The organism is Pseudomonas fluorescens group sp. PF-1 (assembly GCF_054481335.1).
This window is the reverse complement of record NZ_JBTMNG010000002.1, coordinates 1900362-1913683: the sequence shown is the minus strand read 5'-3', so window position 1 is coordinate 1913683 and position 13322 is coordinate 1900362. Positions and strand designations below refer to the sequence as shown.

The 13322-nt window shown below is 59.4% G+C and carries 19 protein-coding genes; 5 read left to right on the top strand and 14 right to left on the bottom strand.

Features of this window, described 5'->3' with window-relative positions; genetic code table 11:
- Positions 1–18: 18 nt before the first annotated feature.
- On the bottom strand, positions 19–1167 hold the full coding sequence (gene yiaY, locus ACX3YD_RS23580; protein ID WP_458961168.1) for an L-threonine dehydrogenase: 1149 nt from the start codon (positions 1165–1167) through the stop codon (positions 19–21).
- 157 nt (positions 1168–1324) lie between these two features.
- Here yiaY and ACX3YD_RS23575 point away from each other — a divergent pair, with 157 nt between their 5' ends.
- Positions 1325–2344, top strand: a complete 1020-nt coding sequence (locus ACX3YD_RS23575; protein WP_458961167.1) for a DUF4917 family protein — start codon at positions 1325–1327, stop codon at positions 2342–2344.
- A 58-nt stretch (positions 2345–2402) separates the two neighbouring features.
- Here ACX3YD_RS23575 and ACX3YD_RS23570 read toward each other — a convergent pair whose 3' ends face one another.
- A complete protein-coding gene (locus ACX3YD_RS23570; protein WP_458961166.1) occupies positions 2403–2945 on the bottom strand; it encodes a helix-turn-helix domain-containing protein in 543 nt (180 codons plus the stop codon).
- A gap of 110 nt (positions 2946–3055) precedes the next feature.
- On the opposite strand from ACX3YD_RS23570, the gene ACX3YD_RS23565 reads away from it, so the two are divergent.
- Both ACX3YD_RS23565 and ACX3YD_RS23560 read left to right on the top strand, forming a co-directional pair.
- The gene (locus ACX3YD_RS23565) at positions 3056–3838 is read left to right on the top strand and encodes an aldolase (protein ID WP_103406580.1); all 783 of its coding nucleotides are present in this window, start codon (positions 3056–3058) and stop codon (positions 3836–3838) included.
- Positions 3839–3867: 29 nt separating this feature from the next.
- Positions 3868–4755, top strand: coding sequence for a dihydrodipicolinate synthase family protein (locus tag ACX3YD_RS23560; RefSeq protein WP_458961165.1), 888 nt, complete (start codon positions 3868–3870; stop codon positions 4753–4755).
- A gap of 55 nt (positions 4756–4810) precedes the next feature.
- Here ACX3YD_RS23560 and ACX3YD_RS23555 read toward each other — a convergent pair whose 3' ends face one another.
- From ACX3YD_RS23555 to ACX3YD_RS23545, 3 genes are all read right to left on the bottom strand, one after another.
- The gene (locus ACX3YD_RS23555) at positions 4811–5155 is read right to left on the bottom strand and encodes a YegP family protein (RefSeq protein ID WP_458961164.1); all 345 of its coding nucleotides are present in this window, start codon (positions 5153–5155) and stop codon (positions 4811–4813) included.
- 114 nt (positions 5156–5269) lie between these two features.
- The gene (locus ACX3YD_RS23550) at positions 5270–5575 is read right to left on the bottom strand and encodes a ribbon-helix-helix domain-containing protein (protein ID WP_103406577.1); all 306 of its coding nucleotides are present in this window, start codon (positions 5573–5575) and stop codon (positions 5270–5272) included.
- A 14-nt stretch (positions 5576–5589) separates the two neighbouring features.
- Positions 5590–6171, bottom strand: coding sequence for a DJ-1/PfpI family protein (locus ACX3YD_RS23545; protein ID WP_047526566.1), 582 nt, complete (start codon positions 6169–6171; stop codon positions 5590–5592).
- A gap of 237 nt (positions 6172–6408) precedes the next feature.
- On the opposite strand from ACX3YD_RS23545, the gene ACX3YD_RS23540 reads away from it, so the two are divergent.
- Positions 6409–7299 (top strand): DMT family transporter, encoded by an 891-nt coding sequence (locus ACX3YD_RS23540; RefSeq protein WP_458961163.1) that lies wholly within the window; start codon positions 6409–6411, stop codon positions 7297–7299.
- A gap of 75 nt (positions 7300–7374) precedes the next feature.
- Here the strand turns inward: ACX3YD_RS23540 and ACX3YD_RS23535 are convergent, their stop codons facing one another.
- The 3 genes from ACX3YD_RS23535 to ACX3YD_RS23525 all read right to left on the bottom strand — a co-directional run bounded on the left by ACX3YD_RS23535 (position 7375) and on the right by ACX3YD_RS23525 (position 9368).
- The gene (locus ACX3YD_RS23535; RefSeq protein ID WP_458961162.1) at positions 7375–8589 is read right to left on the bottom strand and encodes a class I SAM-dependent methyltransferase; all 1215 of its coding nucleotides are present in this window, start codon (positions 8587–8589) and stop codon (positions 7375–7377) included.
- Between the two features lie 135 nt (positions 8590–8724).
- The gene (locus ACX3YD_RS23530; protein WP_090467572.1) at positions 8725–9087 is read right to left on the bottom strand and encodes a hypothetical protein; all 363 of its coding nucleotides are present in this window, start codon (positions 9085–9087) and stop codon (positions 8725–8727) included.
- A 2-nt stretch (positions 9088–9089) separates the two neighbouring features.
- Positions 9090–9368: an Ogr/Delta-like zinc finger protein gene (locus tag ACX3YD_RS23525; RefSeq protein ID WP_458961161.1), complete on the bottom strand. Its 279-nt coding sequence runs from the start codon at positions 9366–9368 to the stop codon at positions 9090–9092.
- Positions 9369–9668: 300 nt separating this feature from the next.
- Here ACX3YD_RS23525 and ACX3YD_RS23520 point away from each other — a divergent pair, with 300 nt between their 5' ends.
- Positions 9669–10040, top strand: coding sequence for a helix-turn-helix domain-containing protein (locus ACX3YD_RS23520; RefSeq protein ID WP_458961160.1), 372 nt, complete (start codon positions 9669–9671; stop codon positions 10038–10040).
- Between the two features lie 78 nt (positions 10041–10118).
- Here ACX3YD_RS23520 and ACX3YD_RS23515 read toward each other — a convergent pair whose 3' ends face one another.
- From ACX3YD_RS23515 to ACX3YD_RS23490, 6 genes are all read right to left on the bottom strand, one after another.
- On the bottom strand, positions 10119–10397 hold the full coding sequence (locus ACX3YD_RS23515; RefSeq protein WP_103406919.1) for a phage holin family protein: 279 nt from the start codon (positions 10395–10397) through the stop codon (positions 10119–10121).
- Positions 10397–10753, bottom strand: a complete 357-nt coding sequence (locus tag ACX3YD_RS23510; protein ID WP_458961159.1) for a putative holin — start codon at positions 10751–10753, stop codon at positions 10397–10399. Before ACX3YD_RS23510 ends, ACX3YD_RS23515 begins: the two co-directional genes overlap by 1 nt.
- Entirely contained in the window at positions 10740–11036 is a 297-nt protein-coding gene (locus tag ACX3YD_RS23505; RefSeq protein ID WP_090467564.1) for a helix-turn-helix domain-containing protein, read from the bottom strand. The genes ACX3YD_RS23510 and ACX3YD_RS23505 overlap by 14 nt, the downstream gene beginning before the upstream one ends.
- A 132-nt stretch (positions 11037–11168) precedes the next feature.
- Positions 11169–11786, bottom strand: a complete 618-nt coding sequence (locus ACX3YD_RS23500; RefSeq protein ID WP_458961158.1) for a TPM domain-containing protein — start codon at positions 11784–11786, stop codon at positions 11169–11171.
- A gap of 32 nt (positions 11787–11818) precedes the next feature.
- Positions 11819–12571, bottom strand: coding sequence for a TPM domain-containing protein (locus tag ACX3YD_RS23495; protein WP_458961157.1), 753 nt, complete (start codon positions 12569–12571; stop codon positions 11819–11821).
- 28 nt (positions 12572–12599) lie between these two features.
- Entirely contained in the window at positions 12600–13205 is a 606-nt protein-coding gene (locus ACX3YD_RS23490; protein WP_103403521.1) for a LemA family protein, read from the bottom strand.
- Positions 13206–13322 lie beyond the last annotated feature (117 nt).

The following is a 13322-nucleotide window of genomic DNA, read 5'->3' as shown; positions in this document are numbered from 1 at the left end:
GCCCGGCCGCCAAAACGTCTAGAACGCGTTGCGGAAAATCTCTTCGATCTGCCGCTGATCCGCCGCCCGGGGGTTGGTCACGCCGCATGCATCTTTCAGGGCGTTGCTGGCCAGGGTCGGGATGTCGTTGAGCCGGACGCCGAGCTCACGCAAACCGGCGGGGATGTCCACATCGAGTGCAAGGCGGCGGATGGCCTCGATGGCCGCCTGGGCGCCCTCTTCCGGGCTGAATCCGCGAATGTCGGCGCCCATGGCGTGGGCCACGTCGGTCAGGCGAACGGCGCAGACCTGGGCATTGAAGCTTTGCACGTGGGGTAACAGCACTGCGTTGCACACGCCATGGGGCAAGTCGTAGAAGCCACCCAACTGGTGAGCCATGGCATGCACGAAGCCAAGGGACGCATTGTTGAACGCCATGCCCGCCAGAAACTGCGCGTACGCCATGCCTTCCCGCGCCCCCAGGTTTTCACCGTCCTCCACCACCAGGCGCAGGTTATGGCTGATCAGGGTGATGGCCTTCAGGGCGCAGGCATCGGTGATCGGAGTGGCAGCGGTGGACACGTAGGCTTCGATGGCGTGGGTCAGGGCATCCATGCCGGTGGCGGCCGTCAGGCCCTTGGGCATGGCGATCATCAGGTCCGGATCGTTGACCGACAGCAGCGGCGTGACGTTGCGATCGACAATGGCCATTTTCACGTGCCGCGATTCATCGGTGATGATGCAGAACCGGGTCATTTCGCTGGCCGTGCCGGCCGTGGTGTTGATGGCAATCAACGGCAGTTGCGGTTTAGTGGACCGATCGACGCCCTCGTAGTCGCGAATCTGCCCGCCGTTGGTCGCGCACAGGGCGATCCCCTTGGCACAGTCGTGGGGCGAGCCCCCGCCCAGGGACACCACGAAGTCACACCGGGTCTCCTTGAGTAGACCCAGGCCGTGCTCGACGTTGGCGATGCTGGGGTTGGGTTTGGCGCCGTCGAAGATCACCGAATCGATGTCCTGCAGCGCCAGTTTCCCGGCAATCATGCTCGCCACGCCGGCCTTGGCCAGCCCGGCGTCGGTGACGATGAACGCCTTTCGAAAACCGTACTGACGGATGGCGTCCATGGCTTCGTCCAGGCAACCGATGCCCATGATGTTCACGGCGGGGATAAAAAACGTACTACTCATGCGCGAGTCTCCTGACGAGGGGGCAGACCGGCAGCACCGATCCTCTGAAAGCGCTCAGGATCGACCCGTCGCCACGACTGCATGTTGATCTGGCTCAACGTCCGGTCGTGATAAAGTCGCCGCCCATCAGACCTTTTGCTTCGAGACGACAAACGCAATGACCGATTTACAGGATGTCGACGCCCAACTTGAAGACTGGAACGCCTTGCGCTCAAGCGCTGCGTTCGCCGGCTTGCTGGTGGGCAACGGCGCCAGCCGCGCCGTGTGGGACGATTTCGGCTACGACTCGCTGTTCGAGAACGCCCGCACCGTCGAAGAAAAGCCCCTGAGCCAATCGGAATTGAGTGTGTTCGATGCGCTGCAAACCCGCAGTTTCGAACAAGTGCTCAGCGCGCTGAAAACCACCAGCCGGGTCAACAAGGCCCTGGCCGTCAGCTCCGCCGCCCCGCGCAATCGTTACTACGCGATCAAGGAAGCCTTGATCAACACCGTGCACGCGGTGCATATCCCGTGGCGGTTGGTCCAGTCCTCGACCCTGGGCTCGATCAATCAGGAACTGGCCCGCTACCGCACGGTATTCACCACCAACTACGATCTGCTCAATTACTGGGCGATCCAGTACTCGCCGCAGGCGATCACCGATCTGTTCCAGGGTGACGAGCCCGGATTCGACCTCAGCGCCACCGCCACCGACAAAACCCGCTTGCTGTACCTGCACGGTGGCCTGCACCTGGTGCGCAATCAGGACGGCACGGCGCGCAAGCTGATGTCGACCGAGGGCACATTGCTGGGTAATTTCGCGATCAACAATACGATCAAGACCCTCGACGACGTGCCGCTGTTCGTCAACGAAGGGCCGAGCGCGGACAAGCTCAAGACCATTCGCAGCTCGGATTATCTGTCGTTCTGCTACGACCAGTTACTGGGTCATGGCGAAGGCTTGTGCATTTTCGGCCATGCCCTGGGTGAGCAGGACAACCACATCGTGCACGCCTTGCGTCAGGCGAAACCGCAGCTGGTGGCGATCTCGATCTATCCGCGCAGCAAGGCGTTTATCCAGCATCAGAAGCGCTATTACGCGAAGGTGTTTGAGGGGACGGGTGTTGAGTTGCGCTTTTTTGACTCGAAGACCCATGCACTGGGTAGCCCGAAGCTGACCGTTCCGGTCGAAGTCTGAGGCCAACACCTGACCGGTGGCGAGGGAGCAAGCACCCTCGCCACAAAAGCGCCAGGGCTCATTCTTCGCTGCTGTGCACCACCACCAGCAACTGCGCCTGAACCTCTCCCACTGACCGTATCCGGTGCGGTTTTTGCGCGTTGAAGTGCAGCGCGTCACCGCGATCGAGCAGCACTCGCTCGTTCATGAAGTCCACTTCCACCTGCCCCTCGTGGACGAACAGAAACTCCTCCCCGGTGTGTTCCTTGAAGGCTTTGTCGGTGAATTCGGCGGGCGGGTAAATGATGAACGGCAGCAGGCTGCGTTCACTGACCTGATGGGCCAGCACCGCGTAGCCGGGACTTTGATCGTTGGCCACCAGGGACTGGCGCTCATGGCTGCGCACCAGGCTGTAGCTGTCGAGGCTGACCTTGTCCTCGGAAAACAACTCCTCGACCTTCACGTTCAGCGCCTTGGCCAGTTTCAGGGCGGCCGCGATCGACGGCGTGTTCAGCCCGCGCTCGACTTTCGACAGATAGCTCTTGGTCATACCGGATTTTTCGGCCAAGGCTTCGAGTGTCACGCCAAGTTTTTTTCTGAGTAATTTCAAACGGATAGACATGTGGAGCGATTAATCCATCAAGGAGCCGACGATTTGTCCTTGCCAATGACACAAAGTGTCATATAGCCTCTTTAGTGTCATCTGCATGAATCACCCCAAAGGACACCGATATGGCCAAGACCTTAGCACTGCCCAAAGAGCAACTGGTCAAGCAAGCGCTGACCCAGATGCAAAACACCCTCGCGGATAATACGTGGACCGACCGGCAAAAGCTGGCCCTGACGTGCCGCATTCTGTTCGAGAACGGCCATGATTCCGGACTGGCCGGGCAAATCACCGCCCGCGGCCCGCAGCCAGGCACCTATTACACTCAACAACTGGGCCTGGGCTTTGACGAAATCACCGCGAGCAACCTGCTGCTGGTCAATGAAGACCTGGAGGTGCTCGCCGGCCATGGCATGCCCAATCCGGCCAACCGTTTCCACAGTTGGGTGTATCGCGCCCGGCCGGATGTGAACTGCATCATTCACACCCACCCGACCCACGTTGCGGCCTTGTCGATGCTGGAAGTGCCGCTGCAGATTTCCCACATGGACCTCTGCCCGCTCTACGACGACTGCGCGTTTCTCGAAGGCTGGCCTGGTGTGCCGGTCGGGAATGAAGAAGGCGAGTTGATTGCCGGGGCCCTGGGCGACAAAAGGGCGATCCTGCTTTCCCACCACGGCCAACTGTCCACCGGCGGCACCATCGAGCAAGCCTGTGTGATTGCCCAACTGATCGAACGCGCCGCCAGGCTGCAACTGCTGGCGATGAGCGCCGGGACCATCCAGCCGATCATCCCCGAGCTGGGCCGTGAAGCCCATGACTGGATCGACCGGCCCAAGCGACACGCCGCCGCTTTCAACTACTACGCCCGGCAGAACCTGCGTCAACACGCCGATTGCCTGAACTGAACCCCGACCTTTTATTACGGAGAGACACCATGTCGAGCACAACCATTCACGGCATCATCGGCTACACCATCACGCCTTTCACCGCCAAGGGTGAAAATGTCGACCTCGACGCGCTCGGGCGCTCCATCGACCGTTTGATCGACAGCGGCGTGCATGCCATCGCCCCACTGGGCAGCACCGGGGAAGGCGCCTACCTGAGCGACGCCGAGTGGGATCAAGTCGCCGAATTCAGTATCAGGCAAGTGGCCAAACGCGTGCCGACCATTGTCAGCGTGTCCGATCTGACCACTGCCAAAGCAGTGCGCCGCGCACGTTTCGCCGAAGCCCAGGGTGCCGATGCGGTGATGGTGTTGCCAACCGCCTACTGGAAACTCAGCGAAGCGGAAATCCTCGCCCACTACCGCGCCATCGGCGACAGCATCGGCGTGCCGATCATGCTCTACAACAACCCGGCCACCAGCGGCACCGACATGTCGGTGGACCTGATTTTGCGCATCGTCAAAGGCGTGGAAAACGTGACCATGGTCAAGGAGAGCACCGGCGACATCCAGCGCATGCATCAACTGCAACGCCTGGGCGAAGGTCAGGTGCCGTTTTACAACGGTTGCAACCCGTTGGCGCTGGAAGCGTTTGCCGCCGGGGCCAAGGGCTGGTGCACGGCGGCACCAAACCTGATCCCGCAGCTCAACCTCGACTTGTATCAGGCGGTGCTGGAAAACGACTTGAGCAAGGCGCGCGAGCTGTTCTATCGCCAGTTGCCCTTGCTGGACTTCATTCTCAAGGGTGGCCTGCCGGCGACCATCAAGGCTGGGTTGCGTGCCACCGGGCTGGAATCGGGCGATCCGCGGCTACCGGTTTATCCGTTGAGTGAGACTGGACGCGATCAGCTCCAGGGGCTGTTGAACACTCTGCGCTGATTTCCAACCTCAAAAAAACACTGTGGGATCGAGCCGGCCCGATCCCACAAGTGCCTCAAAGCACTGGCAACGTCTTGTCCTTGACCACCTTGGTTGGCCCATTGGCCTTCACACTGGCGATGCCTTTTTCCAGAGCGGTCACAGAAGAAAAGGCCTCGCTGGTGCCGATGATCTCGTGGTTAGCCGCCTTGAGGTTGAAATAAGGGTGGCCATCCCGGGTGGTTTTTTTCTCGTAACACTCATCTATCGGGCTGTTGGCCTGCACGGCCGCGATGCCTTTATCGGCGGCGGCGCGCGTGCTGTAGTGCTCGCTGGTCAGAATGGTCTCGGCATTGGCCGCCTTCAGTACAAACCTGAATTGCCCGCTGATGCTTTTGCTCACTTCGTACCATCCGGACATGCTCTTTCTCCTTTGGCGATTGAGAGGTTGCGCGCTTCAAAGTAAAGATCAGGCCGGGTTGTTTGTCGCCTGTACCGGCCCGCGATGGGGCCGGCCGGTTCGAAGCACATCTATTTATTTCGCCGCTGCCCGCACCACCGACAACTCCGGTGCCTGAGTCCGCCGCTGACTCAAATACCGCGTGCAACTGACCCGCAAGAACGAGGCGAAATTGACCACCTCGCCGCGGTAGTCCATCACCTCTTCATACAGTTTGGCGATCAACTGATTGGTGGTCATGCCGTCGACCTCGGCAATTTCGCTGAGGATGTCCCAGAACTGATTCTCCAGCCGCAGGGTGGTGACCACTCCGCAGATGCGCAGCGAGCGGGAGCGCGATTCGTAGAGAATCGGGTCAGCTTTGACGTAGAGCTCGCACATGGAAAGGTCCCTCGTTACAGCGTGATTTTGGTGCCCAGCAACCCAAGGAAACCCGCCAGCCAGTTCGGGTGGGCAGGCCAGGCCGGCGCGGTGGCCAGATTGCCTTGAACGTGGCCGTCCGTCACCGGAATATCGATATACGTACCGCCGGCCAGGCGCACTTCCGGCGCGCAGGCCGGGTAAGCACTGCACTCACGGCCTTCGAGAATCCCTGCCGCCGCCAGCAACTGCGCGCCGTGGCACACGGCGGCAATCGGTTTGCCGGCCTTGTCGAAATCCCGTACCAGCTCCAGGACTTTTTCGTTCAGCCGCAGGTACTCCGGCGCACGACCACCGGGCACCAGCAGCGCGTCGTAGTCCGCTGCCGCGACCTTGGCGAAGTCGAAGTTCAGGGCAAACAGGTGACCGGGTTTTTCGCTGTAGGTCTGGTCGCCTTCGAAGTCATGGATCGCCGTGCGCACGGTCTGGCCGGCGGTTTTGTCCGGGCACACCGCATGTACCGTATGACCCACCATCAACAACGCCTGGAAAGGCACCATCACTTCGTAGTCTTCGACGTAATCGCCAACCAGCATCAGAATTTTTTTAGCAGCCATGGGGAGGACTCCTCTGGAAAACGTGGGCTTGCAGGAGTATTCAAGGTAGTCCTTATCCGGCGGGTCGGGTAATAACCTGCTACTACCTGATGGACCGCATTACCGTTCTTCGCGGGCTTGCCCGCGAAGGCGCCCTCAAACTGTACGGATAACTCTGCACCTAGCTGTAACAGCGCGCTCCCCGCCAATTATGGCTAGATGAAGGCACCCCCACCCACCTCGATTCTGGTTGCCATCATGTCCTCCCGCGAAAACACCGGCATGGCCCTTGGCCTGCTCGGCGTTGTGATCTTCAGCCTCACCCTGCCCTTCACACGAATCGTCGTGCAAGAGCTCCACCCACTGCTCAACGGCTTGGGCCGGGCCCTGTTCGCGGCGATTCCCGCGGCACTGCTGTTGCTCTGGCGTCGTGAGAAATGGCCGACCTGGAAGCAGGTCAAAGGCCTGACCCTGGTGATTGCCGGGGTGATCCTGGGCTTCCCGGTGTTGTCGGCCTGGGCCATGCAAACCTTGCCGGCGTCCCATGGCGCCCTGGTCAATGGCCTGCAGCCCCTGTGCGTGGCGTTGTACGCGGCGTGGCTGTCCCATGAACGACCGTCGAAGGCGTTCTGGGCCTGCGCCGCACTGGGCAGTGCGTTGGTGTTGGGGTATGCGCTGATCAGCGGTGCCGGGAGCATTCAGGCCGGCGACTTGCTGATGCTCGGAGCGATTGCCGTGGGCGGCCTGGGGTATGCCGAAGGGGGACGCCTGGCCAAGGAAATGGGCGGCTGGCAAGTGATCTGCTGGGCGCTGGTGCTGTCGACGCCTTTGCTGATCGGGCCGGTGGTGTACCTGGCGCTGCAACATCAAGGCGAGATCTCGGCGAAAACCTGGTGGGCTTTCGGCTACGTCTCGCTGTTTTCGCAGTTCATCGGGTTCTTTGCCTGGTACGCCGGGCTGGCCATGGGCGGGATTGCGCGCGTCAGTCAGATCCAGTTGCTGCAAATCTTCTTCACCATCGCCTTCTCGGCACTGTTCTTCGGCGAACACGTCGAGCCGATCACCTGGCTGTTTGCTGCGGGGGTGATCGTGACGGTGATGTTGGGACGCAAGACCGCAATCAAACCCGCGCGCATTGCCACCGCATAAATCCTGTGGGAGCCAGCTTGCTGGCGATGGCGTCCTCAGGATCGCCATCGCCAGCAAGCCGGCTCCTGCATGGGATCAGAGGTAGCCGTCAGCCCGCAGCAGGGTTTCCAGGCAATGCTCGCTGATGTGGTAGAAATCCTTCAGCTCCTGGATCTTCACCAACAGCTGGGCCGGGTCCACCGGCTCGGCGCGTTTGACCGCCAGGATCATCTTGTTCTTGTTGGTATGGTCCAGTGAGATGAACTCGAACACCTTGGTCTCGTAACCGCAGGCTTCGAGGAACAGCGCACGCAGACTGTCGGTCACCATTTCCGCCTGCTGGCCCAGGTGCAAACCGTACTGCAGCATCGGTTTGAGCAATGCCGGGCTCTGGATTTGCAGGCGAATCTGTTTGTGGCAGCACGGCGAGCACATGATGATCGACGCGCCGGAACGGATACCGGTGTGAATCGCGTAGTCGGTGGCGATGTCACAGGCGTGCAGCGCGATCATGACGTCCAGCTCGCTCGGCGCCACGCTGCGCACGTCACCACACTTGAAGACCAGCCCCGGATGCTCGAGCTTGGCCGCGGCGGCATTGCAGAGGGTGACCATGTCCTCACGCAACTCGACACCGGTCACTTCGCCCTCGGCGTTCAAGGTATTGCGCAGGTAATCGTGAATGGCAAAGGTCAGGTAACCCTTGCCCGAACCGAAGTCCGCCACGCGCACGGGCTTGTCCAGCGCCAAGGGTGACGAGGTCAGGGCGTGGCTGAACACTTCGATGAATTTGTTGATCTGCTTCCACTTGCGCGACATCGCCGGGATCAGCTCGTGTTGCTTGTTGGTCACGCCAAGGTCGGCGAGAAACGGTCGGTTCAGGTCGAGGAAGCGGTTTTTCTCACGGTTGTGCTCGGCGGACGGCACTTCACGCAATTGCTGGGGTTTGCTCTTGAACAGCGAAGGCTTGCCCTTTTTGCTGTATTCGAGCTGGGCTTCATCGGTCAACGACAGTAAATGCGCATTCTTGAACGACGCGGGAAGCAGTTCGGCAATGCTTGCCACCCCTTCGGCCAGCGGCAGGTTCTTGGTGATGTCGCGGGTTTTGTAGCGATAGACGAAGGACAGGCAAGGCTGCGACTTGACGGTCACCGGCTTGATGATGATCCGCTGCAGCTCCGCCTCTTCGCCGACGTATTTGGCCAGCACCAGTTTGATGAAGGCATTCTGATCGAGGCTCGATTGCAGCAAGTCGATGAATTGAGCGTGATGATCCGGCGCGAGGCTGGCGGGAGTGGCGGTGACAGACATGGAAAAACGGCCTCGGGCGATACGAATCGGGGGAATGCCGGGTATTTTAGGGGGGCCGGGGGTTTTGGGCACGGGGTTATTTTGTGGCAGGTCTTGGTGACGCCACCCAAGACCTGAATAATTGCCTTTAAAGCATCACGGCTCAACCAGTCGCAGCTTGCGGTTACTCGGCGAATTGATCACGTATTTGACGATCAGCCCGACCGGTACCGCCCAGGTAAGACCGTTGAGCGGGTCAGTCACCACCGCGACGGTTTCAGAACTCGCGGCGATGTCCAGGCGCCGACGATCATGGCTCGATTTGAGCTCCCCATAAGCATGACTGACCAGTCTTTCCGCCACATGCATGGGCACATCGACACTTTGCAAATGCTTGACGGCACGACAGAACAACACCTGGTCGTCGAGCAATCCGTCGCTTTCATGTCGAACCAGAAAGGCCTGGGCCATGGCCAGCAGATCCTCATTCAATTCCGGGTTTTCATCGACTTCGTTCATGCTCAAGACTCCTGTTGCGTGTCCGTCGATGCTTCACTGACCGCAACAGGCCGGGCGGCACGGCGCAAGTCCGGCCCGGCGCAAGGTAACCGAACCGCCGGGTTGGGCATTCCACTGGGGGAAAGCTCATGGGTCATTTCGAACTCGGCGCGGACCGACCAGCCGCACGCTTCGGACGTACATTGCAAATAGGCGACCCGCAGAAAAATATGACGGCCCTCGCTGGTTCGGATACGCATCCGGCTCAAGCAGTGCGGACACACCATCTTGTAAGTACTCATGCCTGCTTCCCGGTGGTCGTCTGGTGGTAATCGAGATTGTCAAACGCAATACTGCTTGAAGCGTTGCTCGCCAGGATCCGCCCTTGCGAATGGCGCCTGCCGGACAAAGGGAAGTGCAATGGGCAGAAGCGTATTGGGTAAGAACTAAACCCGTAGGAAATCACCTTGCTACCATTAGGAAGTTTCGACATCGTATTCTTCTGATTCATAGTTGACGATTGATTACTCACAAGAAAAAAAGTACTCATTACGCATAAGTTAGGCACTCAAAAAGCATATGTCAAAAGGAAGAGGCTCAAATTGCGTAGCAAAAAATCACAGGCTGTTCTGACGCGCCTGAAGCAAATTACCGGTACAAAAAGCGATGCATCGTTATCCTCCGCACTAAAGATCAGTCCACAAACCCTCAGCAGCTGGAAAGGTCGCGATAGCACACCATACTCATTATGCGTAGATATCGCACAAACCCGTGGCATCTCTCTTGATTGGTTACTGCTCGGTGAAGGGCCGGTATTACGGCCTGTTGCCGGGCACTCACCCGAGGAAAATCAAGACAATTCGAACCGGGAAAATACAATTCTCGCGTTATGGCGATTGCTCAATGAAGAGGATCGCCACGCCATTCAACATGCACTGGAGGAAAAGCGACGCCTGCGTGACATGGAACTTTAACTAGCGGAAATGGCCGCCATCCTTGCGACACTTCAACCAGCCAAAGAAACATAAAGTCATATCTAAACAGAAGTGCGGTTACTTCAAGGCGCGCCATAGCACAATGATATTTCCTTCATTTCGTATGATCAGTACGCATAACAACACGCTCACCACTGAATGCCATGGACTCACAGGTACAGTGGTTATAAGTACATCCATCCCGGCCACGCAAAACAGTCCCCCACACAGGCTGGTCAACAGCCCGTCACGCCAACGGTGTCGCACTTCATCACGCTGATAACAGGCCAGCCTGAATGCACTCAACAAATGAGCAATGCCGGTTATGAGGACAAGTGCAACGGCGTCATCACCCATCATCCTCGCCCTCTCAAATGCCGAACGATTTCCCCTAGGGCGGCACCGTCAATCCACTGCATGAGCTTGATGCTGATGGGAATGACGACCAGCGCACAAAGAAACGCCGTCACGCCCGCTGTCAGGAATGGGGTCAACGGCAGTGCCACCGGCGTGAAGAGATAACCGACGCCCGCCGACAGCAACCAGGAACCGATACGCTGCCACGCCTTGAAATTGGTGCGCGTCGTGGTCACCAGCCACGCCCCGAGCGATGCACCGAACAGCACCTCGCCATCAATCGCGGGCAGAGTCGCGACACCCAAGCCCAACAGCAGTCCACCGACACTGTTGTAGGTCGAGTCAGTCAGGCTCATGGGGGCCTCGCCATTCAACCTCGCCCACGCTGATGGCGCCCGCCTCAATGGCTTTGAGCAAGGCAGCGCTACGAGACCTGACCGCAAACTTGCGGCGAATATTGGAGAAGTGGAAGTTGACCGTGGATTCCGAACAATTCTGAATCCTAGCGATTTCCCACGAGGTTTTACCTTTGAAGCACCACATCAGGGTTTGTGTTTCTTTGGCCGTCAGTTGCACCGGCAGAGCCTGCGCGCCGCCGCGGGCGCCAGCCAAAGAGTCGAGCATTTGATGCATTGACATAGGAACTCTCTCTTATCCGAACGCCCGTCGTGCAGCGTTCACTGTTAGGAGAGATGTTGAAGACTGGCCTGAACCCGGACAACCGGCGGTCATTGTCCCTGGAAGCGCTACAAAAGATCGTGGTCAAAATGCCTAGCCAAGCACTACCAGGCGATTGGGCAACTCATTGCGCACATGGGTCACCGGCACATGAACCTTGAGTAACTCGCCGCACGCCTCGACGCAGTTGACGAACCCCTGCAACGTCTGCCCTTGCCGCACTTGTTGGGTGAACGTCGCGACAATCGTGTCCCAGTTCTTGTCGTCCAGGCGACTGGAAATCCCTTCATCCACCAGGATTTCCACATAACGCTCGGCCTCACAGACGAATATCAACATACCGGTGCGGCCTACCGTGTGGTGCAGGTTTTGCTCCAGGAACTGTCGCCGCGCCAGGTTGGAAGCACGCCAGTGCCGCACCGCGCGCGGGATGAGGTGGGTAGTGATTGTCGGCAGGCGGAACACCAGGCACAGGACGATGAAACTGATCCATTGCACCAGCAGCAGGCTGTGCAGGGTCAACCACCCCGTCAGGTAATGCACGATACCCGGCACCACCAGCGCCAGCAGACTGGCCCAGAGCAGCGGGATGTACGCATAGTCGTCGGCGCGGGCCGCGAGCACCGTCACCAGCTCCGCGTCGGTGTCGCGCTCGACCCGGGCAATGGCCTCGGCCACTTTGCGTTGTTCGTGTTCAGTGAGTAATGCCATGTCTTGAAGATGCCTGTTCGCTATTGTTTTTATCACCAGCCGCCCGACGAACCACCGCCCCCGAAACTGCCCCCGCCGCCGCTGAAGCCCCCGCCGCCACCGCCGCCAAAACCTCCACCGCCGAAACCGCCTCCGGAGCCGCCCGAACCCCCACGGCCGGCGGGAAGGATACCGAGCATCTGGCAGACAAACACAGTCAGGATGAACAGCAGCACCAAAAACACGAAGATACCCGGATGCCGCGAGACGAAATCGTCACCCGGATCGCCTCTGGATTCATAGGCGGTCGATGGCTCGTCCAGGGCGTTGCCACCCAGCACCACCAACATCGCCGCCACCCCGTCGCTGATACCTTTGCTGAAGTGACCGGCCTTGAAGGACGGGGTGATGACCTGATGGATGATCACTGAACTCTGGGCATCGGTCAGGCGATCTTCCAGGCCATAACCGACTTCGATGCGCAGTTTGCGCTCATCACGGGCCACGATCAGCAAGGCTCCGTTGTTCTTGTCCTTCTGCCCGATCCCCCAGTAGCGCCCCAGTTGATAGCCGAAATCGGCGATGTCGGTGCCCTGCAAGTCCGGCACCGTGACCACGACCACCTGCTCGCCGGTGGCTTTTTCATGGGCCTGAAGCTGCTGGGTCAGTTGCTCGCGCACCGCAGGCTCAATCATCTGGGCGTTATCCACCACCCGGCCGGTCAGCTGCGGAAACTTCAATTCGGCCTGGGCCGCCAGGGCAACCCACCAGACCAACAGCATCAGGCCTATCTTCAACGCTCGCATTGGCAACCTCGACAGCACCGACGGTAATTCAGAATTTGACCTCGGGCGCCTTCTCCGAACCCGGCGTGGCTTCGAAGGTCTCGCGAATCGGCAGATTGCTGTACATCACGCTGTGCCATAGGCGTCCGGGGAACGTACGGATCTCGGTGTTGTACTTCTGCACCGCAAGAATGAAATCGCGGCGGGCGACGGCGATGCGGTTCTCGGTACCTTCAAGTTGCGATTGCAGGGCCAGGAAGTTCTGGTTGGCCTTGAGGTCCGGGTAGCGCTCGGAGACCACCATCAGCCGGCTCAACGCACCACTGAGCTGGTCCTGGGCCTGTTGGTATTGCTTGAGTTTTGCCGGGTCGTCCAGGGTCGAAGCATCGACCTGGATCGACGTGGCCTTGGACCGGGCTTCGATCACGGCGGTCAGGGTTGCCTCTTCGTGCTTGGCGTAGCCCTTGACGGTCTCCACCAGATTGGGAATCAGGTCGGCACGGCGCTGATACTGGTTTTGCACCTGGCCCCAGGCAGCCTTGGCCTGTTCATCGAGGGTCGGAATATTGTTGATGCCGCAGGCGGTCAGCAATGTGGCCAGCACCAGCAGCGTGGCGACCTGCAAGCGAGAACGGTAGGTTGGACTGACATTCATCAGGATGATGCTCCCTTGTACATTTAATGAAAAAACCGACCGTGAAACCTTCTGGGTCGGCTCTTGAGGCATAATCGCCCGCGCCTCTGGATTGCAACGGGCCGATGGGCTAAAAAG